This is a genomic window from Domibacillus robiginosus (genome assembly GCF_000966195.1).
Classification (GTDB): Bacteria; Bacillota; Bacilli; order Bacillales; family Domibacillaceae; genus Domibacillus; species Domibacillus robiginosus.
The window spans coordinates 1-25,708 of record NZ_LAHL01000034.1 but is presented as its reverse complement, the minus strand read 5'-3'; the positions used below and the strand labels follow the sequence as shown (position 1 = coordinate 25,708).

The window sequence follows — 25,708 nt, the reverse complement described above, 5'->3', positions numbered from 1 at the left end:
GGGACAAAGTTCCATTTAAAAAACATAGCATATAATTATGGCATCATTAGAATGGAGGGACTCCGATTGTCTAAAAATTTGAAAGTACCGCAGCATCTGGCTTGGCATGAGACGTTAGAGCTTCATGAAGTAGTCGCTACGGCCTCTCATTTCCTAGCTGAATTTAAAATGCAGCTTGCGAATGTACAGAACCCGACACTTCGAGGTCTGTATATGGAGACAATCCGTAGCCTTGAGCAAAACACGCGGGATTTACTTCCTTTTTATGAGAAAGCACCGATTCCAATGATGCATAATGACAGTGTTGAAACATTTAGCCCTGCGCCAACCGGAGTGAACTTGAATGCCTTCTATGGACGGAAACTGCTCATATTTTCCAAAAACACTGTACGCAACTATGCGGTCGCTCTCACAGAAACCGCAACTCCATCTTTGCGTGAAATCTTCCAAAAACATTTACAAAAAGCGATCGAGCTGCACGCCAAGTCGTTTAATTTTATGCTTGAGAGAAACTATTACCCGGCCTACCATTTAGATCAGTTGCTTGCTGAAGATTTAAAAAACGCAAAAGCCGCCTTGTCCTTGAGACGCTGATACACTTCTTTTGTCTACCTTCTTCAGTGCCTCTTCTATTTATCTAAAAAATTTGATCGAAAGTATAATCAAGCAAAAAATGTCCCGGATTCTAAAGTTCTGGGACATTGTACAATATAATTAGTTACTTTTATCTAACAGGTTCGGCAAGCTGCTGAGTAAGACTAGCATGACTCAGCTTACCTTTTAAACATCTTACTTTATAATTTCAATCAGCTATTGATCATTAATCAAATACGAATTAGCTTTAAGAAAGGTTGAAACAATTTGATTTATTTTATCATTATAATGTTAATTGCTCATATGCTGAGGAAGCATAACAAATCGGCAACCAGCATGAAATGAAGCTACAAATACAAACATGCTGGAAATGAATGAAACGAAAGGTGGATGCTATTTAGTGTTTCTAGAAAAAAGTACTTTATAAAAGCTTTAAGGAACTGCCCCTGTAAAGTGAAACAAGTAAAACTATAACTAAAAGAATTATAAAAAAAAGAACCTTCAACCCAAAGATAGATTGAAGGATCAGTGTTTTAGTTCGAATGACATTCTTTTGCTTACCTAATTCCTTACATAATTTTTCATTTCATTATTTTGTTTAGTCCTTGCTTTTGCAGCCTCTTACCGTAGAACCGACTGTCCAGTCACAAAGGTGTTGACGAACCCTTTTATTTGTTTCTATACCCGCAGAGTTAATTAAAGACCGGCTCTTTTTCACTTAACCCGAGCGTTTCCGCTGTAGAAGTATGAACTTCGTGCAGAAGTGCTGGATTTTCCAGCAGAGACATGCCGTAAGAAGGAATCATTTCTTTGATTTTCGGTTCCCATTCTTTCACATATCCAGGGAAACATTTTGATATGACTTCAAGCATAACGTGAACAGCTGTAGATGCACCTGGAGAAGCGCCAAGCAGGGCTGCGATTGAACCATCAGCGGCACTAACCACTTCTGTACCAAACTGAAGAGTCCCTTTTCCGCCTGCTTCTGTATCTTTGATTACTTGCACACGCTGGCCTGCTACGACTAAATCCCAGTCCTCGCTTTTAGCGTTCGGGATAAACTCACGTAACTCTTCCATGCGCTTTTCTTTTGATAACATTACTTGTTGGACTAGATAGTTTGTTAAAGGCATATTTTTAGCCCCTGCCGAAAGCATGGTTAAGAGATTATCCGGTTTTACGGACGTAATCAAATCGAGCATTGAACCATTTTTTAAGAACTTAGGCGAGAATCCGGCAAATGGGCCAAACAGCAGTGACTTTTTATTGTCAATGAATCGTGTATCAAGATGCGGAACAGACATTGGTGGAGCACCCACCTTCGCTTTTCCGTATACTTTTGCATGGTGCTGCGCTACTACCTCTGGGTTGTTACACACCATAAATATGCCGCTTACCGGGAACCCGCCAAAACGTTTTCCTTCAGGAATACCGGATTTTTGCAATAAATGTATGCTTCCTCCTCCGCCCCCGATAAAGACGAATTTGGCTGTATGATGTTCAATAGTGCCGCCGTCAAGATTCTGAACTTTTACTTCCCACAAGCCGTCACTCGTACGTTTAATATCTTTTACGCTGTGCTTGTAGTTGATATCAACATTTTTACTCTTTAAATGGTCAAACAGCATGCGTGTTAAAGCACCAAAGTTAACGTCTGTTCCAGAATCAATTTTTGTTGCTGCTATTGGTTCATCTGAGGTACGGCCCTGCATAATAAGCGGTATCCATTCCATCAGCTTTTTCGAATCGTCGGAAAACTCCATTCCTTGAAAAAGAGGGTTTTTTGATAGCGCTTCAAAACGTTTTTTCAAAAATGCTACATTTTGTTCTCCTTGCACCAGGCTCATATGAGGCAATGACATAATGAAGTCCTGTGGATTACGAATCAAATTGCTTTTTACAAGATAAGACCAAAATTGCATGGAAACTTGAAACTGTTCATTAATGTTTATTGCTTTGCTAATATCTATAGAGCCATCAGCTTTTTCGGAGGTATAGTTAAGCTCGCACAATGCAGCGTGGCCCGTACCCGCATTGTTCCATTCGTTCGAGCTTTCTTCTCCTGCGTTTGCGAGTTTTTCAAACACTTTTATTTCCCACTCCGGTGCTAACTCTTTTAATAAAGATCCCAAAGTCGCACTCATAACTCCGGCACCAATTAAGATAACGTCTGTTTTTTTCTGTGTATTGCTCATTATAACCTTCCTTATCCCCTTGTATTTGCAAAAGCTTCGGTGTTACAAAAAGCAGGCGCCACATGAAAGCACACCTTTTCTATCTCAATTATAATCTTTTCATAATCTATTATAATTATTTAAAGGGTAAAATATCTAGTATTATCTGATAATTATATAACATTTAAACAATCATGCGCTACCTTATTGGCTTATCATTCAATATTTTTTGAAAAATCATAACTATAAGTTATAGAAAATTTTTATTTCGCATAAGTAAAAAGCCGATTTCCAACGAATGGAATCGACTTCAGGTGATCGATGAAAATATTTTAATGTGAAGAGCTGGCTTCATTCTTTTATAGAAAACCGGCTCAATAAACCGCTTCTTTTTTAAAAAAAAGGTGTTTGCTTAAAGGCGGTTGCTGTACCAAGCAAGCTCCTGATAGGATGTTTATTAACGGGCGTCTTCTATAGGTTTGGCTTCTTTTTTTACGACTTGCAGTACTTGCTCCAATTCATGTTCAAGCCCTGGATCAATATATCCTTTTACAGCTGTATAGGGATTCGCCATAAACTGTTTACTTGCCTGCGCTTCAGCCTCTATCATGAAGATACGGTCTTCTGCCCGGGACACCCCATTAGCGATTGTCTCGGAGTGGAACGCTACAATCGTTTTTTGCATTTGCTTGATTGACTGAGCTGTATTTGCCTTGGAAATCAGCAGCAATCTTTTATGTTGCAGTTCGTGATAGAGCCTTTTTAGTTCATCCAATTGCTCATAAAGTGTCTGCGTCTGATATTGAAGAATGGCCAGCTGCCCAGTATACAGATTAAGTTGTTCCTGATGAATGAGCTTTTCCTGCAAAGCCAGTTTTGCTATAAAGTCCTCACCCTGCTTCACCGCCAGCCTTGCTTGAGCCTTTCTCCTGGCAATCAGGCTTTCTGTTTCACCAATTAACGCGTTTTGTTTTTTTTCAAGATAAATTTGATGTGCTAATACCGGCTCTCCTTTTTGAAGTTCCTGCTCCATTTCCCTTATATATTCATTTAACATCGCAATGGGATTTTCTATGCTGTCGAGTAACCCGTTTATTCGGGCCCTGCCAATCATTTTTATTCGTTTAAGCATCCCCATGCTCGTTATTTCCTTCCTCTACTGTTTGTTCTTTCTCCCAGTTATCTAAAATATCAGCATTACTTTTGTTTATCGGCGGGCTTGTATTTGAAACAGGAGCATCTGTCACAAATTTCTGAAACGCATCCACCTTGCCCTTTTTCTTAAACCATCTAAATACAAATATGACTACCGCTCCTGCCGCAGCCAGGAACAGCCATATTCCGATCCATGAAAAGTCACTACCATGATGCGCTGGATAGAATTCTGCCCCTCCTCTATGTCCCCTTCCCATTTGATGAGAATATTCATGTCGTTCAGGGCTCTCAAAAAGGCTTAGAAAAAAGCCGATCCCCGCAAAAGTTGAAAGGGTTACAGCTGCCCATAAAAGGGCTTTTTCTGTTTTTGCGTTCACCTTTTTATCTCTCCTCTCAATTACTTGATGAATTGATTGTAGAGATAAAAAGTGAAAATTCAGTTAAATTATCAGCACAAACAAAAAGTTAAAATTCATTTTCACCCAATATTTGTTATAACCTAGAGTATTCTGTTTAGAATTCATCTGAAGGGAGTTATCTCAATAGCAATCCAGCTTCTTGAACTTTCCGCTTTCATACTTGTGATTCATCGAAATAAAAAAGCTAATTCCTGAAGTAGAGAATCAATCTTTAAAATGTTTATTCTACTTAAGTAGCTGCTAATTGAATATCAAGTCTTATTAACGGAATTATTGTTTTTATAACAGCCAACAAAATATCCTGCTGGCAGTGTTGCAGCTAGTGATATATTTGTTTGGAACGTGACCGAGCGAACATTGAAGCAATAGACTACATAAAAAACCACTCGCCAGTCGCAATAGTGACTGATGAGTGGCCTTCTGTTCCCACATTTTATTATATTATGTCATCTATATAAAAGTTGTTGCGAAATGGCGAAACGTTTCTCCTGAATTTGCAGGGTTGTTTAGCAATTTTTTGTTATTGCTATTTACTATAACCTTGCATGCCTTGATTTGGGAGGTTTCCGTTCATGCCATACTGCGCATTTCTGTTACCTTGTAATCCCCCGTATACAGTGCCCTGCTGGGAAGCCGTGTTAAAGTGTTGATTTATCCCTCCGCCTGTACCTGGTGTATGGCCGCTAAAGCCTGGTTGAGCGGAATATTGATTTTGGAAAGTCTGGCCGGCAGGCTGGTATGCATGCAGGTATGTCTTCGCCGTATGACTGCTCATTTTAGGAATTTGGTAAGTCCCCTGCTTGTTCATGAATAAAAAGACTTCATACGCATGGTTTGCACAGTTTGTCGCACTGTTAAGCAGCATATGGCGCAGATTAGGATCTGCCGTTTCAAGGGCAGCCCACATTCCATTTTTTCCGGCATTTTTGTGCGCGCAAAGCACAGCCGAAGCAATTTCTGTATCGCCTAATGCAGCCCCGGTACGCGGCTCAACCTGCGGAGGATTATTTAATCCATATTGAATGTTTTGCGGAGATACGCTCTTCACATGTGCCATCGGAGACACTGGCGCTGCCGTGTTGTAATCATGTGTATAAGCTACAATTTCGTCATATGACCGGATTTCCTCCTGCCGGTGGCGCATAATAAGATCCCTTAATTCAGGATCCTGTGCTTCCTGCAGATACAGGTTAAAATGGGTAATCATATTAACTTTTTCTAATAGAATTTCATGTACTTCCAACGTTTCGTGAGCACCGAATGGCATATTTACATCCCCTTTATTGTGTGTAATGTCAAAGCTCTCGATACCACCGTTATTTCTTTTGTTTTTTTTCTTCTTTCACGATGTTTTCAGCAGAAAACTCCGTGTCCGATTTGCCCATTTTACCAGTATGGCCGCCGCCAATGCCACCGGTATTGCCTCCAGTCGGCACGCCGCCTTTTCCGCTTCTGTTTTTCAGCATTCAAATCACCTCCGCTTATTAGACTGCATCAATCAATAAAATCCATCCATGAAAGGATTTCAAAATATGGATTGACCGTACTCATGTGGAAAGCATGTTGCTTATGATGAGGCAGACCAATAAATGGGATAAAACTTCCGGAACACTTCCGGATGACCAGGAAATGAATGCTCACTGCTCAGTGGCAGGAATAAGAAAACGACAATATGTGCTTGGACAACTTGTGTATGGGTTATCCATTTTTGCTAAGAGAGGAACGTATTAAATAGTACGATTAGGGGAACAGTACGGAGCAGGAATATACCAGATGTCACCAGGCAACAAAGAACAGCAGAAAATTCTTTTTGAAGCGTTCTGGAGCCTGGGATTACAAAAACATACGCAAAATGAAAAAAGCATTAAAATTAATATTTTAGCATTTGAGAGGATTACATACTGGCATATTTTTAAAAGAAAAAAGCTGCCTTCAATGAAAGCAGCTTTCCCTATTTTATTATAATTCTATGCTTTCCCCGAGCTCAAGCACTCTTCCTTTTATACCGCGCTCTTCCAAAGCTCTGACAAATGCATCCCCGTCCTGTTCAATAACAGGGAAAGTATTGTAGTGGATCGGAATAATCAATTTAGCTTTATACCATTCAGCAGCCTGCACTGCATCCTCCGGCCCCATTGTAAAGTGATCGCCAATTGGAAGGAAAGCAATATCGATATTATGTCTGTCTCCGATCATCTTCATGTCCCCAAAGAGCCCTGTATCTCCAGCGTGAAGGATCGTTTTTCCTTCCGCTTCAATAATGAACCCGCTCGGCATGCCGCCATAAAGAATATTTTTGTTTTCTTCATCAATAATACCCGAGCTATGGAAAGCATGGGTCATTTTTGCTTTTGCAAAGTCAAGATCCAGAGTACCGCCAATATTCATCCCAATTGTTTCAACACCCTGCCAGGACATGTACGCAGCCAATTCAGGATTGGACACGACTGGTGCATGATTGGCCTTGGAAATCGGTGCTGCATCCAGAATATGGTCAGCGTGAGCATGTGTCAAAAGAACAGCTTCTACTTTAATATCTTCGACCTTCACCTTTGCTGCAGCATTTCCACTAATAAATGGATCAATAATCAAAGATTTTCCGTTTACTTCAATTAAGATGGTTGACTGTCCATGGTATGTAATTTTCATCCTGCTGCCTCCTTTATTTCACTTCTCCAGCTTGAAGCTGGATATCCTCTTCTTACAGAGTAGATGGTTTAGCTAAATCTGCCAAGCAATATGCTTGTTCCATGGTTTAGCCACAGAGGAGTTTAAAGCAAGCTGCGATTTGTCCCACTCATGTACTTCCGCTTGCAACGCAGATGAATATTGCTTTTAATTTGGATAACAGCCACGCAGCTTAAGGATTTACCCATCTTGCAAAAGAATGCTTAAAAGCCATTGGGCAAAAGGAACTTTGCGCGTATCAGATAAAGCTGAAAAATAAAAAAAGAAACGGCGCTTTAAGATTTGTTGGTGCATCAGAAGATTTTTTTGATAACCATTGGGTAACATAACAGAGACAATGAAGGTAAAAGAATACCAAGGGGGAGAAACAGCGATGGAAAAAGTTGCAGCCGGCGATATCATTACATTTGTAGATGAAAATGATCAAGAGCGGGAAATTGAAGTATTCGAAACATTAAGTCTTGAAGGAACAGATTACGCAGCCGCCGGGTTTGTAGAAGATATTCAGGAAAATACGACAGAAAAAATCAACGTCTTTTTTCTTAAAATAGAGGACGAAGAGCAATTTTCCGTTATTGAAGATGAAGAAGAATTTCGCAAAGTATCCGTGGCCTTTGAAGAATCCTGAGCCTATCACAAAGCTTGACTCGGGCCTTCTTGAAAAAAACAGGACATATTTTTCTAAGCCGCGACCGTCTGCCATTTGATCAGCAGGCGGTTTTCCATTTACAGGACTGTGAACCTTTTTGTCTGGGTCTGTAGAAGTTTTTAAAGCAAACATTGACCACAGACTAAAACCGACCTTAGATCCCTTTTTTGGCTCAGGATTTAAAAATCAAAAGACAGCTGCCTCCAGCAAAGGAAGACACCTCCCAGTCAGCCGCTGCATAGCTGGGCCGCAGTTCAAATTGGCCATATTGTTGTCCTCCTTTACCTTATAATAAACCAGTAAGACGTGACAATACCGAGGTCTCCCAATATGTGGCCAATCATGGCTGCGACAATGGAGCCTGTTTTTTCTCTTGTATATCCCCAGAAAAGTCCAGCAATCAAAACAGGTAGAATGGCTGCAACGCTGGATCCTCCCTGAAATATCGGGATTACTGAAAGAAGATGATAAAGCGTATAGAACGAGGCAGTTATCAAAATTGTGTATATCGCTTTTCCGTTTGCTCTCAGCTTTTCATACACATACCCTCTCCAATACAATTCTTCCAGGATTGGATTTGCAAGGAGAAGCACCAGGACCAGTCCGATCTCTCCAGGGCCAGAAAATCCCCATTCCATAAGCAGAGTACGGAGCTCACCAATATTGAGAAGGTAGGTATGCAGCCATTTTAGGCCTCCGAAAATAAACAGGAAAAACAGCAGCCCGCTTCCAAGCCCTAAAATAACCGCTTGTTTTGTTACCTGTACTCTTTCTCTTGGAAAAGCTTTGTCAATGAGCGGCATAGCCAGCAGCCAGCTGTAAAACAGCACAAATGTAATAACGACACTTTCGAGCAGTTGCAGTCCAATTAAAATCATTAAAGACGGTCCTATTAAGCGCACGAAATTCTTCATTGCAACCCCCAAGGCTGTTTTTGGTTTGTATTTGCTTTGCTGACATTCCTATTTCACCAAAAGGCCAGCTGTCTGATGGATAAAAACAGATCCTTTTTAATTCTTTTGGAGCTGTTTTATCTTCCTTCCTTTTATGAGGACTCCGTTTCTTCCCTTTTCTGCTCCTCCACGTAACTTTCTTTGATCGGCTGTAAAAAGCGGTCCACGACTGCATTAAACTCCGAAAAAGATCTTGGCGGAATCTGATGGGTTCCGTTTTGTATGTATACCACTTCAGTTTGAGGCACCGCCTGCTGAAAAGGAATCCGGTAATGATGCATCGGCTTTTCCAGAGATCCGTAGACGAGCAGGATCGGCATGTTTAATCGATGAAGGGCGTTTGTTGATTTGTAATGCAGCCCTGCTTTACAAAATTCATATGAACGCGCAGCATCTGATTTCCGGGCGTGCTCATAAATCTCTTTCTCATCTTCCGGAAAGCATTTATTTAGTTTTGCCTGGAGTTTTGCAGCAAGGCCGATTTGCCGGATTTTCGCCAGAGCCATCACCGATTTAATAAAAATTTTCGGCGTGAGGCTATTTATTTCAGAAAAACCGCCGGACAAGATTATTGCCAGTGTCCGTTCGGGATATGTTAAAGCAAACTCCTGGGCAACCAGGCCGCCTTGTGAATATCCACAGACCACCGCCCTTTCAATACCGATTTGATCGAGCAGTTTCTTCAAGTCCTCCGCAAGAAGCTCGATGGATAAAGGACTTGTACCTTTCGAGCTCTGGCCATGACCTGCGAGGTCATAAAAGATGGTTTTATATCTGTCAGCGAGGAGTTCCTGATGTTTAAACACATTGTGGCCCATCACAAATGGATGAATAAAGACAATTGGGAGTCCTTCCCCTTTTATATGATAGTACAGTGAAAGACCTTCACGGATAGGAGCATATGGCATAAGCGGATTTCCCTCCTGACACAAAAAATAAGAAACAGATGATAACAGAAAAAAGCACATGCTATCCCTGATTTCCATTTCTATTCTTTTCCGCATACCCGAATTTTCACCTTGTCAAAACGCAGGATCAAAAAAAGCCTGTCACAATCATATTTTAAATGTTTCCCGACACTCCCACTGCTAAATGGAAAGGATACTGATAAAATGAGACAGCATAGCCTTTTCGCTGTTGCAGGCAAACTGTATAAAGCGAAAAAGCCGCCCCGGCATCCGCCGGGACAGCTTCTTATCACATACCCAATGAAATATATTTTATCTCTAAAAATTCTTCCATTCCAAAATGTCCGCCTTCACGGCCAAGGCCGCTTTCTTTCATTCCACCAAAAGGAGCCTGGGCAACAGAAGGAAGTCCATCGTTTAATCCGACGATGCCGTATTCAAGACCTTCCGAAATCGTGATGGCCTCGGAGATATTTTCTGAAAAAACGTATGCAGCAAGTCCATATGGCGAGTTGTTTGCCCGCTCGATTACTTCTTCAATGGTTTTAAATGTTGACACCGGTGCAAGCGGCCCAAATGTTTCTTCATTCATGCACACCATATCATCCGATACATTGCTTAAAACCGCCGGTGTAATAAAGTATCCTTTTTCACTCGGAAACCCTTCACCGCCCAGTTCAAGTCGTGCTCCTTTTTCAATCGCTTCATCCAGCTGGCTTCTCACTTTATCAACAGCGGCTTGATTGATCAGCGGCCCAACTTGGACACCATCACTCAGACCATTGCCTACTTTTAACTCACCGACCGCTTTTTTCAAACGCCCTACAAATTCCTCTTCAACCGATTCATGAACAAATACACGATTGGCACAGACACATGTTTGTCCTGCATTGCGGTATTTTGAAGCCATCATGCCTGCAACAGCTTTATCGAGATCGGCATTTTCCGTTACAATAAACGGTGCATGCCCGCCAAGCTCCAGAGATACTTTTTTCATTGTATCCGCCGCTTGTTTCATTAACAGCTTTCCTACCTTTGTAGAGCCGGTGAAGGAAATTTTACGGACGCGACCGTCGGCCATCCACACCTCTCCAATCGCTGCCGCGTCACCGGTAATCACGTTAATAACACCTTTTGGAATACCAGCTTCCTCTGCCAATTCTATCAGTTTATATGCGGTGAGCGGTGTAAGTTCGGCTGGTTTCACCACAATTGTGCACCCCGCTGCCAGAGCAGGTGCCGCTTTACGCGTCATCATTGCCGCTGGAAAATTCCATGGTGTAATGGCTGCTACGACGCCTACCGGCTGTTTTGATACGAAAAGCCGCTTGTTCGGTGCAGAAGCGGGAATGGTTTCACCGTAAATCCGTTTTCCTTCTTCTGCGTACCAGGAAATAAAACTGTTTGCATACCCGACTTCTCCAATGGCTTCCGCCAGCGGCTTTCCCTGTTCTGTTGTCATAATCCGGCCAATTTCTTCTTTTTGTTCATCAATTAAGCGAAACCAGTTCATCAACAGGGCACCGCGCTCTGCTGCTGTTTTTGATTTCCATGCCGGAAGGGCCTCACTCGCTGCATCAACCGCTGCTTTCGCTTCCCTGGCCCCCGCCTTCGGAACAGTGGCAATGACTTCAAGCGTTGCCGGGTTTATAACCTCAATTTTCTCCTCTGTATCGAGCCACTCTCCATTTATATACATACGCCAATTCTTCATCCGATTTTCTCCTCCACATCTTTTGTAAATGTTCCGTCATTTTCACCAACAAAGAAATTTTTGCCGTAGATCAGGAAGCATAAAATAATCCCAACCGCAAACGCCCAGGCGGCTCCTTTAATGGCCAGTACTGCTGCTATAATACCAGCAATGCCTAAATCGCGCTGACTTTTTGCTTCTAAAATCCCCACGCGAACACTGACATACCCTTGAATTAAAAGAGTCAGAGCAAGCGCAATGCCTAGAATCGGTTCAACCAAACTCACAATGGGCATTAAAAGCAAACCTGTATTTGTTCCCCAGCGGAATGACCCGGACCCGCCAAAGATCGAGTTCATTATTTTTTTGCCTTCTTTGTAACGCTCTACTATAACTACCTGCATCGCTGCCCACATCGGGCCACACATGGTTACATCCGGACCAAGAATGCTCATGACCGAGTTTCTTGCACCAAAAATTAAATGTGCACGGTTCGGATTATAGTCAATTTTCTCGTCCTGGCGAATATCATCTGCTTCATCAATAATCGCCTTGCTTTGCAAAATATCGCCAAATAATACAATATAAGTTGCGAGAACAGTAGGCAGTCCACTGATGAATAAAGCAAGCGGCGGCATGCCAAGGCCAAATACGGTGTATTCATTCCATAAAGTAGCGAAATCCGGATTCGTAAAGCCCCACTCGATTTTCGGCCATGGCGCTTCCCCAAACAAAGGCGCAATCACAACGGCTAAAATAATAATCGGGAATATGCCTAATTTTGAAAGGAACGCCCAAAATGCATTTCGCTGTTTTATCACCTGGAAGTGTTTTGAAAAGATTAAATAAAACGCAATCCCGACTGCAATCGAAATTGTCCAAGGAAACGATTCAAATCGGCCTCCGACTGCAAAGATCGAAGTAACAGCCGCAATTCCGGCCCCGATAATAATTCCTGATTTAATTGCACTGGGTACAAGGCTGACTACTTTTCCGGCAAGTCCTGTAACACCGAGAAAAATTGAAAAGATCCCAAGTGTTAACTGAAAAGCGATCAGGGCATATACCCGCTGTTCCCCTTCTGGAAATTGCTGCACATATGCCATAATAAGCGGGATCGCCGGTGTGATCCACCCAGGAACGACCGGGTCTCCCAGCAGGTGATGGGTCAAATACAAAAGGCCGTTTAACATAACAACAGCCAGTGCCGCTTCAAACGGCATGCCAAGCAGCTCTATCAATAATGGAATCGCTGCCAGGTCAACTGCACACATTAACAGGCCCTGCACATAATCCGGCCATTCAAAACGATAATGAATAAAAGGAAGCCGCAGTTTAAATGGCCCCAAGGGCAGATATGGCGATTCCTCGCCATGTGCTCTATTTTTCCACGGCATCGCTCTCTCCTCCTTTATAAGCAGCTTGATAAATCTTTAAAATATCGGCTTTATGTAAAAGCCGCGGATTGTTTTTCAGCAGACGGTCAATTTTACTTGCATCCTCTGCCATCCGGTTTAAATCATTTTCTTCAATATCCAGCTCTTTTAAACTATCTGGAATCCGAACCGCTTTACAAAGCCGGCTCATTGCCTGAATCGCTTTTTCAGCTGCTTCATTGTCTGTTGCACCATCGACCTTTTCTCCCAGCGCCTCCGCTATATCTCTGAAACGCTCAAGGCATGCGATTTTATTCCACTCCATGACATATGGCAGGAGAAGAGCATTGCTCACACCATGCGGAATATTAAAACGGCCTCCGAGCGGATACGCCAGCGCATGGACCGCTCCGACCCCGGCGTTTCCGAAGGCCATGCCTGCCATTAAACTGGCTGTAGCCATTTGCTCGCGTGCTTCTACGTTACTTGGATTTGCATATGCTTTGGGCAAATTCACTGCAATCATTTTCATTGCACCTATTGCTAAAGCGTCGGTAATGGGAGACGCATGAACAGAAATATACGCTTCAATTGCATGAACGAGCGCATCAATTCCGCTTGCTGCCGTAACACCGGCTGGCATCGTTAACGTCATTTCTGGAGAAACAATCGCAACATCCGGCAGCAGGTAGTCACTTACAACCCCTTTTTTCACTTGCTCTTTTTTGTCCGATAAAATAGAAATATTAGTGACTTCCGATCCTGTACCGGCAGTGGTTGGGATGGCAATGAGCGGGTATCCTTTTTCTTCCACTCGATCCGTGCCTACTAAATCGGTAAGCGCACCTTCATACTTGGCATAAGCAGATACCGCTTTCGCTGTATCAATCGCACTGCCGCCCCCGATGGCAATCAGTCCGTTATAGCCCCCATCACAAAACATTTGCCGGCATTCTTCCACCACATAAAATTCCGGCTCCGGCCTTACACCTAAAAACACACCAACTGTAAGCCCTTCCAATTTTTCCTGGATTTGATCAAGCATTCCGGTTTGCTGAATGATATGGTCCGTCACGATAAGTGGTTTCGTTATTCCTAACCGGGCCGCTTCAGTTCGCAGCTCACTCGTCGCCCCGTCACCAGTAATTAATTTATTGGCAATCTTAAATGTTGAAATTGTCATAAAAAATCCTCCTTTTTCTTTTCTCTTTTCTTATTGCAAGAACCGTGCCAATAAGAAAAAGCCGAAAAAGAAGGCGTTGAATGCTCTATTGATCGATAAATTACTCAATGTTGATCAGAATTATAATCAGACCAGTTTTTCATTTTTGCTACAATCGTAGATTGACTTACGCCAAGTGCCTTCGCTGCTTTTCGAGTTGTTTTATGAAGCTGCATGGCTCTTTTGATCAATTGTTTCTCTATTATATCGGTTGCTTCCTTCAATGGAATAATTTCATCTTCTCCAAACGAACTTACAAACGATGGAGCGCGGCGAATTTTAACCGGCAGCTGTTCCACTTCTATGCTAGAAGAAGATGACGTGACGACTATGTATTCAATCACGTTTTTAAGCTCACGAATATTACCCGGCCATTCATATGAACTCAGGCAGCGGAGAGCTTCATCTGAAAACTCTACAGCTGTTTCATGTGCTGTATTAAATTGATCCAAGTAATGTGTAATTAATTTGGGGATTTCTTTTGTACGCTCACGAAGCGGCGGAATGTGCATTGGCACTACTGTCAGCCGGTAAAACAAGTCCTCCCGAAACAGTCCCTTTTTCACGAGTTCCTCTAATTTTTGATTGGTTGCTGCGATTACCCGAATATCTACTTGTTTGGCCTCCGTTGCCCCAACCGGTGTAAATGTGAAGTCATCAAGCACTTTTAATAGCTTCACCTGCAGCTCAAGGGGCATATCTCCGATTTCATCTAAAAATAGTGTTCCGCGATGAGCCATTTCTACAAGCCCTTTTTTGCCTTTGGAAAGTGCCCCTGTAAAAGCACCGCCTACATAGCCGAATAATTCTGCTTCAATTAAATTGGCCGGCAGTGCGCCGCAATTCACTTCAATAAACGGCTGATTTTTCCGAGCAGAATGATAATGAATGTAGGAAGCCGTCATTGTTTTCCCTACGCCGCTTTCACCTGTCAAACAGACCGTTACATTTTTGCGGGCTACTTTGCGTGCGAGTGTGAAAAACGTTTCCGCTTCTTCGGCCAAAAATGGAATATGATCCGTTTCTACGTCCACCGTTTCCAATCGATTATCTTTTAATTCGTCCACTTCATTTTTCAACCGGATCAGTTCAGTAATATCGCGTACACTGCTAACCACATATAAAATGGTTTGATCTTGACCGAATACAGGACTTGCCGAGACAATCACTTTGCGCCCGTTCGCCAGCTCTTGCATTTGCGTCAGCGTTTTTTTCTCTTGAATAACCTGAATAGAAACCGATTTTGATATATAGCCGGCCTTTTCTACATCCTTCATATGAAAACCTATTACTTTCTCTGACGAAATCCCTGTAATACGCTCGTACGCCGTATTTACTTTTACTGTAAAGCCATTCCCATCTGTTATGTATACACCGTCATACAACGAGTTGATCATGTCCGAAAACATTTTGCCCATCAGCAGTTCATGAAACCCGCCCGGCTCCTGTTCCCGGAGAAATTGATGTAAAAAAGGCTGCTTAAAAAATTCTCTCAATTTCATCAGTACATGCCCATTCCGAATCGCTACTCGTATTTCTTCTATTGTAATCATGCCAATGACCGTTTGATTCTCATCGACAATTTCAATCGATTCCAACTTTTTTTCCGTTAACTTATTCAGCGCTTCTTGAATAGTGTCCTCCAGCGTTAACAATCCATACACCACCTTGTTCAATCCATCTTATCACAAAAATCGTGCTTATCTCATTGACCTGATCATAGCTGCATTTCGCTGATTATAGCCCATGTATACTTCTCTCATCCAAGGAAATCCTACTATAATCGAAATACCGTATGGAGGATTTTTTCTATGACTGACAACGATCAGGAGAGCGGAAAACTACCGCAGGTTCCTGAGCCAGATTGGAGAGGTTTTATTGATTTGCCGGATTTCCCTTCTTTAGAAAAAGATATTCATGTAGATGTGATTATTGTAGGAGGCGGTATTACTGGAATCACATCCGCTTACCTTTTAGCAAACGAAGGCCTGAAGGTTGCCGTTTTAGAGGCGGGGAAACTGCTGAACGGCCCAAGGGGAACCATTACGGCTAAAATTACTGCCCAGCATGAGCTCATATACGATGAACTCATTCGCCATTTCGGAAGGAGTAAGGCGAGGTTATATTATGAAGCCAATATAGAAGCCCTTCATTTCATAAAAAAAATTGTAGAACAACATCAAATCCCTTGTGATTTCAGCCTTCAGGATGCTTGTATATATGCTGCTACGGATCAATACGCCCGCAGGATTGAAAAAGAAGCAGAAGCTTATAAAAATATCGGTATAGACGGTTCACTGATTAACAAGGTTCCTTTCGGAATAGACATACAAAATGGGCTGGTTATGAAAAACCAGGCTCAATTTCATCCGATTAAATACCTGGCCCATCTTATCCGAATTATCATGGAAAAAGGTGGGCTTCTCTTTGAAAACACAACGGCAGTTAATATTAAAACCGGGCAGCAGCCAGCCGTTCTTACTCGTGAGGGATTGCGTGCCACAGGCAGCCACGTTCTTGTCTCCTCGCATTTTCCATTTTACGAAGGCCTGGGATTTTATTCTGCAAGAATGCATGCCGTTCGCTCCTACGTTCTTGCCATTAAGACAAAGAAAGAATATCCTGGCGGAATGTATATCAGTGCCGACCAGCCTACACGTTCACTCTGTTCTGCAACCATTAACGGAGAGGAAATCGTGCTTATTGGTGGTCAGAGTCATAAGGCTGGCCAGGGAAGGAATACGCTGGAACATTATAAAGCTTTAGAGATTTTCGGTCAGCAGGTTTTCGGACTTGATAAAATGATATACCGCTGGTCAGCACAGGATTTGATCACACTAGATAACATTCCTTATATCGGACAAATCACCCTCGGCCAGCCAAATATCTTAATCGCCACCGGTTATAGAAACTGGGGGATGTCCAATGGCACTGCTGCAGCTCTGCTGTTTCGCGATATGATTTTGGACAAAAAGAATGTTTATCAAGATTTATATACACCCTCGCGATTCCATGCACATCCAAGTCTCAAAAATTTCTTGGTAGAGAACGCTGGTGTTGCCACTCATTTAATCAACGGAAAACTTGATTTGCCTGCTAAGAGTGCTGAAGACTTATCTAACGGTGAAGGTGCCGTAATTACTGTCAAAGGACACAGAAAAGGCGCTTATAAAGACGAGGAAGGAAAACTATATATTGTAGATACCACCTGTACCCATGTAGGATGTGAAGTCGAATGGAACAACGGTGACCGTACCTGGGATTGCCCATGTCACGGCTCCAGGTTTTCATATACAGGAAAAGTAATTGAAGGTCCAGCTGAAAAACCATTACAGCGAGACGATCATCGCATGCTGGACAATCTTGCCTCAGAAGATTCCGGCTATTAACGGTTAATGTTACCGCAGCAGAAGCACTTCGCTGTGGTTTGCATTTTCAGATACCGGTTCCAGTCTGTACGATAAGCACCTGCTCACCATTATTTTCTATATAGACCTCCTGCTAATAAAACAGTGGCAACAGGGAATTCTAACAAAGATATTGGATGTAACTTGCTGAGGAGACAGCCGCTTTTCGGTATTTTTTACTGTGTTCTAATCACATTTCTACAACAAAATTTTACTGTATTACACTGATATCGAAATGTAAAAACAGGAGCGTGGAATGATGAAAGTAGTGGTAACAGGTGCAGCAGGAAAAGTTGGCCGATGGACTGTAAGAACCTTATTAGAAGCTGGTCATGACGTTATTGCTACAGATAGAAAATTAAGGGAAGAATCTGAATCAAAAAAATTTATCCAGGCCGAATTACGTGATTATGGCCAGGTCTGCCAGCTTTTAGCAGGGTGTGATGCAGTCGTGCACCTGGGGAATATTCCTACCGATGTACGGAATACATCCCAGGCCATATTTGAAAATAATATGCTCGTTAATTTTAATATCCTTGAAGCTTGTAAAGACCTTAAAATCCCCAAGGTTGTGTGGGCATCAAGTGAGACTGTTCTGGGATACCCTTTCGTGGCGGAAGATTTAAGTTACCTGCCTGTGGACGAAGAACACCCGTCCATCGTGAAGTCCTCATACGCAATGGCAAAACGGCTGACTGAAATTCTTTCCGAAATGTTCCACAAACTTGCGAACACACAAATTGTGGCGCTTCGCTTTGCCAATATGTATGAGCCGGATGAATACGAGAAAATCCCTATCATGCATTGGAGTGAAGAAGGACAAAGAGATGTCCAAAAGAAAAATGCATGGGCTTATTGTGATGTCAGAGATGCTGCAAGAGCCTGCCTGCTTGCGATCGAAAAGGATAATTTAGGATTTGACATATTTCATATAACGGCGCCGGACACCATATTTCCAGAACCAAGTCAGGAACTGGTGGATAAATTTTTTCCGGATGTTTCTTTAAAGAGGCCTGTAGAAGGACATGAGACTCTTATGGCCATTGATAAAGCCCGGAAGGTCCTTGGCTATGAGCCGCGTTATACATGGCGCCATGTTCTCAACAGTGATGGTAAAACCAAGGCCCTGCCCGACGACCAGCTTGCTCTATTAAATACGGATATATAAGAGGATCGCAGTAACAAACTCCATATGAAAACTTGGATAAAAGAAAGCTCCCTCTCCTAAATAAGGAAATAGTTTTTTGAACTGACAAAAAGCAATGGAGGATTCACTACCCCCATTGCTTTTTAAATATCATAATGATTTATATTTATTCCTAAATCCATTTCGGGTGCCATCTTTGCCAGCTGGTTCCCAAGATATGGACCCAACCTTAAAGCAGACGCGCCCAAGCCCATTTGCCATGATAAGTGACTTTACCGTACCTGCTTGTTATCCGTTAAAGCTTTTTGTCTCATCCACGCAGAATCGGCAATGTACAGCAGCGAAAAGAGCCTCCGGATTTAATAATCTCTGTGATATCAACCTCAATTACATGATACCCCCGCTCCCTGAGCCGAGTGTTTACATTATGATTTCCCATTAGACTAAACACCTTTTTCCGTCCAATTGAAAGTACATTTGTTCCAAGTGTAAATTGCTCTTTTTCAGTCACTTCGATTAAATCGAATCGTGATGAAAGCATATTTACTGTAATTTGATCAATGGCCTCCGGGAAAATTAATGCTTCTTCCGGCGAAATAATATTAAAAACACAGTCTAAATGCAAATATCTTTGATTTAAAGAAATAGGGAGGATCTCGTATTCCGGTAATAAACGTGTAAGTTCTTGAATGGATGCTTTATTTGTTCGACTGCTGATCCCGACATAGAGATTGTGTCCATCAACGATGACATCCCCGCCTTCAATCGAATTTTCGCTTAGGGCGTGATAAGAAATTTGCTCCGATTCAAGCCATTTTTTCAGCTCATGTTCCTCTCCCTGCCGGATGTCCGCGGCCATTTCAGCAATAAAAATATTTTGGCCGATTGTAAACCCGATGTCTCTAGTAAAGACTTGCTCCGGATACTGTGGAGAAGGTGAAAGCTTAATCACCTCTATTCCGTGTTCGTTAAGAAGTTGACAGAACTGAGTATGCTGCTGTATTGCACGGTTAATATTAATATTTTCATGTTTATAATATTCCTGCGTTTCATTAATCACATCCCGTATAGTCATAAATTGAGGCTCGCATAAAATCACCCGGCGCAATTCCTCATATTCATTGTTGCATTGTATATTCCCGAGTTTCTTTGACAATGTTTTCATAATTACCCCTCTTAAAGATGTACTGTTTTGTGTAGTCTTCCCTTTTGTTAGGTATTCATTAATAAACAAATAAAATTAAAAAACCATCCACTTTGAGAAGAAGTGGATGGTTTTCACTGAACATTACATAAATTCCTACGTTGTATTAAACCTTTCAACCGCTGTCCTTGCAAATCCCAACACAAAAAGCTTATTCTGGCTGAATATATGTCAGTTCCGATCAGCTTACGCGTTCACTCTATCAGGTATCTCTCTTGAAAGATAAAAAGCAATGGAGGCTTAATTGTTCTCCATTGCTTTTTGAATATCATAATGACTGATATCGATCTCTACATCCATGTCGAGCGCTATCTTTGCCAGCTGGTTCCCGAGATATGGACCTGTCGTTAAACCAGACGCTCCAAGACCATTTGCCACGATAAGGCCCTCCCATCCCGGAATAGGACCTATCACTGGGAGAAAATCAGCCGTGTAGGGGCGAAAACCAACCCTTACTTCTTGAAATGTACTATTCGATAAACCAGGCGCTGCTTCTAAGCCTTTTTCCAGGAGCTCCTGCATCCCGCCTGCCGTGATGCGTGTATCATAGCCATCTACAGGATCTTCATGCGTCGCCCCTATAACAACCCTCTGGTAATCAAAAGCCAAAAGATATTTATTAGAAGGTGGCATGACGACAGGCCATGTGCTTGTGTCCGACGCGTCTGGAACCTCCAGATGCAAAATTTGTGCTTTTTGAAAGCTTACTTTGAAATCGATGCCCAAAGGCGCTAACAGCTGATTTGCCCAGGCACCTGCACAAACAATCAACTCGTCAGCTGAATAGCTTTCATTACCGACCTTGACTCCTGTTACCCGGCTCGCCTCGTATTGAAGTACAGCATTCCCCGTTACAAGGACGGCACCGTTTCTTTGTGCAGAACGCAACAGCGCATCGCGCAGCGCACGGCCGTCCACACGGGCGCCTCCGCTCACATAAACAGACTGGTATTGTTCAGAAAGATGTGGAAATCGATCCCGGGTTTCTTTTTCATCAAGCAAAACAATCTCACCGATTTCCGGTGCATCTGCCCTTCGTGTTTCGGCACGCTCTGCCATTTTCTTGATTTTCTCTATGTCGTGATGAACATTGAGAGCGCCGACCCGGGCATAGCCCGTTTCCGTCTCGCCTTCCCTTTTCAGTTCTTCGATCAGCTCAGGGTAAAAACGTGCCCCTGCTTTTGCGAGCTGGTACCAGGCCTTGTTGCGCCGCTGTGATAACCATGGGCAAATAATACCTGCAGCTGCATCAGTCGCCTGTCCTTTATCTTTGCGGTCTATAATCAAGACTTCGGCACCCATTTTTGCTAATTGATAGGCTGCTGATGCGCCAAGAATTCCAGCACCGACTACTATAACCTTTTTCATATTCACTAACCTTTCTTACATCATATCAATTATTTGTTTCTATGATGATTATAACGAATAAGCCAAATGATATATACAATCTCTTGGAAAGAACCGCCGAACATTGATGTATAAAGGTTCGCATTATTTTATTTCAATTTGTGCTTTTCAGCTTCCTGTATTCTATCCCCAGTTAATTGGAAAGCTTTTGACGAACCTTTCATTTTAAGACAGACGTTTAAAACAAAAGAGCCCTTATGTAGCATTTTTCATGAACGTTCAACCCTTTTGCGTTATTTTTCTTGGTATATAAAGCTGTACGAATCACTGCAGCACCTGCTGAGGCACTCGACTTTCTCCTATCAACACGACCCGTACTGCCCGCCAATGATATTTGTTCCTTGTTAGCTTGATCAAACTTTTTGCCATATTTATTTCTGAATACCCATACATATAACAGGATTGTATGTAATTAAATGTTTCCAAGACAAATTTCGACAAACTAAACCAAATCGCTATTGGTATAATATTTTTGAGCTAACCGAAAGGCGAACTTATCAAAAGATTGAAGACGCAATTTAAGCGGGAGGAGTTAGTTTCATTGAAAGTACTCAGATCTACAAATGCCCCAGATTTATACTGCCTGTGGAATAACATAGGAAAAGAAGTCACGCAAGCCGTGACTTATGAAGAAATGATGAGAAGTATTATTGTTGATGAAGATGACTGGGATCCAGGTATCTTTAAGTGGAGCAACGAGAGTGATTTTAATTTTGAGGGATGGCAAGAGACCATCATCTTGCCGATCAGCCTTATTGAACATGGATAACCAGCTTTAGCTGGTCTCAGGCTGTTGACAAACGCACGCTATCGGCGTCACTTGCCAGCTGTGAATGCTCATAACTAAAAAAAGGTCACGCCACTTCTCAGCTGGCGACGCTTTTGGAAGAACAGACGTTTTCAATCAGCCTGCTTTTTTATTTTATCTCCACTCTCTGACCAGCTCATGCTGGTCTTTTTTATGGGCACTCTTTACTCTGCCACGCTTTGATCTGAAGCGTTTCACTTTGCCAAGCTGTATACAAAGAAACTATTAATGACTATGGTAAGTTAAGCTGCGTCTCCACATTGAACAACTGACAGTTGGAGAAGCAGCTTTTTCTCCCTAACTTTAAAACAAGCTATTAGAAAAAGACAGTCTATAAGTTTTTTATGTTCTGCATAGAAAAAACACCGGTGAGTGCATCTATCATTACAGATTGATTATAAGCAATGTATAAACGATAATTTATTCAGTAATAGTAAATTCTGCCGCTATAAACGCACGCTCTTTCACCGTTCCATTCTTTGAGGGATAAAATGTATGCCTTACTCTATATTTCCCTGGTGTCATCAATGTTTTAAATTGGTCAAACGAAATGGTAACTTCCTGGCTTTTACCTGCTTCTACTGCCAGCATATCGGCAAAAAAAGATAGCCCGTTGTTATACTTTATCTCCAGCCATTGGTTCCCCTGTTTCTTTTCCAGGATATAAATACGATTGTAAATATAATTGAAATCAGCAGTATGAATAAGCGTCAGGCGAACAGCTGAATCAAACAATAAACGATTGTTTTCCTTCTCTGCTTTCATGGTCAAGCCTCCTTGTGTAGAAAGCAGATCACTGTAAGAAGAGGGCGGAGACAAAGCAGGATCACTCAGCCGGGCTACCATCACCGCAAACTCTCCTCGTTTTACCGGGTCATTGGTGCCGAACCGGCCAATTGTTTTTCCATGCGTAATGCCTGTCGCGACCAGCCTGTTGATAGCCTCCACGTATCGGCCTGTTGCATCTTTAAAATGATGCACTGTTTCAGTCGGACGCAGCAATACATCATTATAAGCTCTTGAAAGAATGATAGCTGCTTCACCTCTTGTAATCGTATCATTGGACCCGAAAATGGTTTTCGTTTTGCCATTTACTACTCCATAAAATTGAAGAAGGGCGACCGCGCGCTCTGGGCACGCTCTGGAATGTCTGTAAACGTCAATGTTTCCTCTCGTAAAGGACGCTGATCTTTTCTATAACCCATCCCTCGTGCAGCGATCACGGCAGCATCCACCCGCTTGATCGTCTGGTTCCACTCAAACATATCGGCGCTGATTCCATTAAAAAATTTATTTTGATAAAGAGCCGAAACCATTTCCTTGCTTTCTGCAGACACATCCGTAAAAGGAAATGAGCTTACAGGCTTTGCTAAAATGGGATCGAAGCTCGCTGCTTCCGCTGATGGGCTGGCGGATGCAAATACCGCTCCTGTAAGTAAAGCTGCAGCTAGTATGCTGTAAAGCTTTTTCATATCTGTTATCCCCCTTTACTCCTATTAACAAATTTTACCAATAATTGATATATGATACAGTATAACAGAAAGAAAAGAAGATTTATTTCAAAATAAAAAATATCCATATTTAAAGCTGCTATTATGAATACTGCGGTTATGCTTATATTAAAAGCTTAATTAACTATGGTATTTATTAGGATGAGGACCGTTAATCATGGACGACGATGGTTGAGCGATTCAATCAACTGATTATGCAGCGCATAAGCAAAAGACCTGACATTAATAAAATAGTTTCCTTAAAACATATATGGGTAACAAAATAAGGTTAGAGTATTTATTGATAAAGCTGCCTCCACTCACCTCTCTTTGAAAAGAAAAAGAGTGTGGCTGCTTCACCCCAAATCACTGACGCCTATTCCTAATAATGGTAGTATAATAATATTTAAAGGAGTGATAGATAATGGTCAAAATTCCGGATATTACATTGAATGACGGACTCACATTGCCAGTGATAGGGTTAGGTACATACGCGCTTAACGGAAATGCGGGTGCCAGTGCGATTCAAAATGCCATTCATACAGGTTACCGACTTATTGATTCTGCTTATAATTATGAAAATGAAGGAACTGTAGGGGAAGCTGTTAAACGCAGCTCCGTTCCCAGAGAAGAATTGAGAATTACTTCTAAACTACCAGGCCGCTATCATAGTTATGACAAAGCAGTGACGACAATCCAGGAATCCTTATATCGCGCGAGCCTCGATTACTATGATTTATATTTGATTCATTGGCCCAACCCGAAACAGGATGAATATGTAGAAGCCTGGCAGGCCTTAATTGACGCCAGGAAATGGGGCCTTATTCGTTCCATTGGTGTCTGCAATTTCTTGCCCGAGCACATTGAGCGTTTAAAAAAAGAAACGGGCGTTAAGCCAAGCGTCAACCAGATTGAATTGCATCCATTTTTTAATCAGGAACAACAAAGAAAGTGGCATCAGGAGCATAATATTGTAACAGAATCGTGGAGTCCGTTATTCCGGGGGAAGGATCTTTTGCAGGATGATACCATTCAACAAATAGCCCGTCGCCATGACAGGTCTATTTCGCAGATTGTGTTACGCTGGCATTATCAGCTGGGAGCCGTTTCGATTCCAAAATCCGCTTCCCCGGTGCGGCAGCTTGAAAACATCTCTATTTTTGATTTTTCTCTTGACGAAACGGAATTGAGCCTGATTTCAGGTTTAACCCGTCCTGACGGCAGAATTAACGATCAGGATCCTGCGGTATATGAAGAATTTTAAACGAATCGTAAGGGACCCGCTTTTCTTTGCTTTAGCCATTAAAGCGGTAAAATAAAAACAGGAGAACTGCTTCGTTCTCCTGTCTTTCTATACACTCTGCCGAGAAATTCTTATTCCTCAAGCAAACCTTTTATCCGCTCTACTTTATCTTCCATTTTACGTTGTTTATCACGACGGTCATCAATTCGAATATTCGTGCAAACTCTGGCAAGACCTTTTTCAAAAGGTACTTCGTGCATTGCCTGAATCACTTCAAATAATTTAGGTAGGTCACCTTCAATGATCGTATTCATCGGTGTTAACTGAAAACGAATGTCCCCCTTTTCTTCATATTGCTTTAATACTTTTTGAATATCCGCTACATAGCTGCTGACACTTGGCGTCTGTGTGCCGACAGGAATAACCGTTACATCGACGATAGCCATTTTATTCACCAATCCTTTTATGTATTTCATTTAAAAAGACATCTATCCTATACAGACAGATGTTTTTTACTATTATAACCTATAGTCAAAGCAGCTTGTAAAATATCTAAGAAAGAACCAAAAAACATTGCTATATCAAGTTTTTTTGGAAATCCGACTAACTTATGCTTTGCAATTTCCTGTATTCTCCCCCATTATTCTGCGGGAACATTTAAATTCGGGACAGGCGCTCTAAAAAGAATCCTTACATGGACTCTTCAGATTGTAGACAAATTCTTCATTTTAAATTCGGTATCTACAGGTAGTTTTGTTTCATCCACAAGGAATTTACTTTATCTCTAATGACATCAGCGTACAAATCTCTTTAAAACCAAGTTGTTCATATAATCGTTTTGCCGGATTGCCAGTGAATACATATAGCTGTACTTGTTGATAGCCTTGCTGTTTTAACTCCGTAAGGGCATAGTTTATTAATTTTCTTCCAATACCTGAAGACCGATATTCAGGACTTACGTACAAACTGAATATGCCTGCCGTTTGAACAGGTTTGAGTGTACTGAAATCTTGACCAATCAAAATCCACCCTTTTATCAAGTTATGTTCCTGTGCAATAAGATAATACGCCCCGCTTTTTAATAAAAAATCAAACATATCTGCAGACGCCTGGTTATCGTTTTGCGCAAAGCCTACTGTGCTTTCCTCCGTGTGTAACTGTCAAGTGAAAC

The 25,708-nt window shown here is 42.0% G+C and carries 23 protein-coding genes and 1 pseudogene; 6 read left to right on the top strand and 18 right to left on the bottom strand.

Going from position 1 to position 25,708, the window contains the following annotated elements; all coding sequences use genetic code 11:
• The first annotated feature begins 66 nt into the window (after positions 1-66).
• Positions 67-594, top strand: a complete 528-nt coding sequence (locus tag VP97_RS15660) for a spore coat protein (protein ID WP_245629906.1) — start codon at positions 67-69, stop codon at positions 592-594.
• 692 nt (positions 595-1,286) lie between these two features.
• Here VP97_RS15660 and VP97_RS15655 read toward each other — a convergent pair.
• The 6 genes from VP97_RS15655 to VP97_RS15630 all read right to left on the bottom strand — a co-directional run bounded on the left by VP97_RS15655 (position 1,287) and on the right by VP97_RS15630 (position 6,991).
• Positions 1,287-2,789: a malate:quinone oxidoreductase gene (locus VP97_RS15655; protein ID WP_050182855.1), complete on the bottom strand. Its 1,503-nt coding sequence runs from the start codon at positions 2,787-2,789 to the stop codon at positions 1,287-1,289.
• A 436-nt stretch (positions 2,790-3,225) separates the two neighbouring features.
• The gene (locus VP97_RS15650) at positions 3,226-3,882 is read right to left on the bottom strand and encodes a PspA/IM30 family protein (protein WP_245629909.1); all 657 of its coding nucleotides are present in this window, start codon (positions 3,880-3,882) and stop codon (positions 3,226-3,228) included.
• Between the two features lie 10 nt (positions 3,883-3,892).
• Complete coding sequence (locus tag VP97_RS15645; protein ID WP_050182852.1) at positions 3,893-4,300, bottom strand: hypothetical protein; 408 nt, start codon at positions 4,298-4,300, stop codon at positions 3,893-3,895.
• Positions 4,301-4,868: 568 nt separating this feature from the next.
• Positions 4,869-5,609: a spore coat protein gene (locus VP97_RS15640; protein ID WP_082220392.1), complete on the bottom strand. Its 741-nt coding sequence runs from the start codon at positions 5,607-5,609 to the stop codon at positions 4,869-4,871.
• Positions 5,610-5,658: 49 nt separating this feature from the next.
• Positions 5,659-5,808, bottom strand: coding sequence for a hypothetical protein (locus tag VP97_RS23940; protein ID WP_156153524.1), 150 nt, complete (start codon positions 5,806-5,808; stop codon positions 5,659-5,661).
• Positions 5,809-6,301: 493 nt separating this feature from the next.
• Positions 6,302-6,991, bottom strand: coding sequence for a metal-dependent hydrolase (locus VP97_RS15630; RefSeq protein WP_050182850.1), 690 nt, complete (start codon positions 6,989-6,991; stop codon positions 6,302-6,304).
• Positions 6,992-7,403: 412 nt separating this feature from the next.
• On the opposite strand from VP97_RS15630, the gene VP97_RS15625 reads away from it, so the two are divergent.
• Positions 7,404-7,658 (top strand): DUF1292 domain-containing protein, encoded by a 255-nt coding sequence (locus tag VP97_RS15625; RefSeq protein WP_050182849.1) that lies wholly within the window; start codon positions 7,404-7,406, stop codon positions 7,656-7,658.
• 302 nt (positions 7,659-7,960) lie between these two features.
• Here the strand turns inward: VP97_RS15625 and VP97_RS15620 are convergent, their stop codons facing one another.
• The 6 genes from VP97_RS15620 to VP97_RS15595 form a co-directional block, all read right to left on the bottom strand.
• Entirely contained in the window at positions 7,961-8,593 is a 633-nt protein-coding gene (locus VP97_RS15620) for a CPBP family intramembrane glutamic endopeptidase (RefSeq protein WP_050182848.1), read from the bottom strand.
• A 131-nt stretch (positions 8,594-8,724) separates the two neighbouring features.
• On the bottom strand, positions 8,725-9,540 hold the full coding sequence (locus VP97_RS15615; protein WP_050182847.1) for an alpha/beta fold hydrolase: 816 nt from the start codon (positions 9,538-9,540) through the stop codon (positions 8,725-8,727).
• A gap of 289 nt (positions 9,541-9,829) precedes the next feature.
• Positions 9,830-11,239: an NAD-dependent succinate-semialdehyde dehydrogenase gene (locus VP97_RS15610; RefSeq protein ID WP_172656791.1), complete on the bottom strand. Its 1,410-nt coding sequence runs from the start codon at positions 11,237-11,239 to the stop codon at positions 9,830-9,832.
• Between the two features lie 11 nt (positions 11,240-11,250).
• Positions 11,251-12,630 (bottom strand): hypothetical protein, encoded by a 1,380-nt coding sequence (locus tag VP97_RS15605; protein ID WP_050182845.1) that lies wholly within the window; start codon positions 12,628-12,630, stop codon positions 11,251-11,253.
• Complete coding sequence (locus VP97_RS15600) at positions 12,614-13,792, bottom strand: iron-containing alcohol dehydrogenase (protein WP_050182844.1); 1,179 nt, start codon at positions 13,790-13,792, stop codon at positions 12,614-12,616. Before VP97_RS15600 ends, VP97_RS15605 begins: the two co-directional genes overlap by 17 nt.
• 104 nt (positions 13,793-13,896) lie before the next feature.
• Positions 13,897-15,486 (bottom strand): sigma 54-interacting transcriptional regulator, encoded by a 1,590-nt coding sequence (locus VP97_RS15595; protein ID WP_216594931.1) that lies wholly within the window; start codon positions 15,484-15,486, stop codon positions 13,897-13,899.
• Between the two features lie 156 nt (positions 15,487-15,642).
• On the opposite strand from VP97_RS15595, the gene VP97_RS15590 reads away from it, so the two are divergent.
• Both VP97_RS15590 and VP97_RS15585 read left to right on the top strand, forming a co-directional pair.
• A complete protein-coding gene (locus tag VP97_RS15590) occupies positions 15,643-17,220 on the top strand; it encodes an FAD-dependent oxidoreductase (RefSeq protein ID WP_050182843.1) in 1,578 nt (525 codons plus the stop codon).
• Between the two features lie 274 nt (positions 17,221-17,494).
• Entirely contained in the window at positions 17,495-18,406 is a 912-nt protein-coding gene (locus VP97_RS15585; RefSeq protein WP_245629905.1) for an NAD-dependent epimerase/dehydratase family protein, read from the top strand.
• 289 nt (positions 18,407-18,695) lie between these two features.
• Here VP97_RS15585 and VP97_RS15580 read toward each other — a convergent pair whose 3' ends face one another.
• Positions 18,696-19,550 (bottom strand): dimethylarginine dimethylaminohydrolase family protein, encoded by an 855-nt coding sequence (locus VP97_RS15580; protein ID WP_050182841.1) that lies wholly within the window; start codon positions 19,548-19,550, stop codon positions 18,696-18,698.
• Between the two features lie 279 nt (positions 19,551-19,829).
• Positions 19,830-20,957, bottom strand: coding sequence for an NAD(P)/FAD-dependent oxidoreductase (locus tag VP97_RS15575; protein WP_050182840.1), 1,128 nt, complete (start codon positions 20,955-20,957; stop codon positions 19,830-19,832).
• 580 nt (positions 20,958-21,537) lie between these two features.
• Between VP97_RS15575 and VP97_RS15570 the strand changes: the two genes are divergently transcribed.
• Positions 21,538-21,765 carry a hypothetical protein gene (locus tag VP97_RS15570; protein ID WP_050182839.1) on the top strand — a complete coding sequence of 76 codons (228 nt, stop codon included), beginning with the start codon at positions 21,538-21,540 and terminating at the stop codon, positions 21,763-21,765.
• A gap of 459 nt (positions 21,766-22,224) precedes the next feature.
• Here the strand turns inward: VP97_RS15570 and VP97_RS15565 are convergent, their stop codons facing one another.
• A complete protein-coding gene (locus VP97_RS15565) occupies positions 22,225-22,968 on the bottom strand; it encodes an S-layer homology domain-containing protein (RefSeq protein ID WP_082220390.1) in 744 nt (247 codons plus the stop codon).
• On the bottom strand, positions 22,899-23,276 hold the full coding sequence (locus tag VP97_RS24550) for an S-layer homology domain-containing protein (protein ID WP_050182837.1): 378 nt from the start codon (positions 23,274-23,276) through the stop codon (positions 22,899-22,901). The genes VP97_RS15565 and VP97_RS24550 overlap by 70 nt, the downstream gene beginning before the upstream one ends.
• Positions 23,277-23,718: 442 nt before the next feature.
• On the opposite strand from VP97_RS24550, the gene VP97_RS15555 reads away from it, so the two are divergent.
• Positions 23,719-24,558 (top strand): aldo/keto reductase, encoded by an 840-nt coding sequence (locus VP97_RS15555; protein ID WP_050182836.1) that lies wholly within the window; start codon positions 23,719-23,721, stop codon positions 24,556-24,558.
• A gap of 110 nt (positions 24,559-24,668) precedes the next feature.
• On the opposite strand, the gene VP97_RS15550 is transcribed toward VP97_RS15555, so the two are convergent.
• Together VP97_RS15550 and VP97_RS15545 are read right to left on the bottom strand one after the other, a co-directional pair.
• The gene (locus VP97_RS15550; RefSeq protein WP_050182909.1) at positions 24,669-24,983 is read right to left on the bottom strand and encodes an MTH1187 family thiamine-binding protein; all 315 of its coding nucleotides are present in this window, start codon (positions 24,981-24,983) and stop codon (positions 24,669-24,671) included.
• Between the two features lie 327 nt (positions 24,984-25,310).
• Positions 25,311-25,658 (bottom strand): annotated as a pseudogene (locus VP97_RS15545) (N-acetyltransferase family protein); the annotation flags it as partial.
• Positions 25,659-25,708 lie beyond the last annotated feature (50 nt).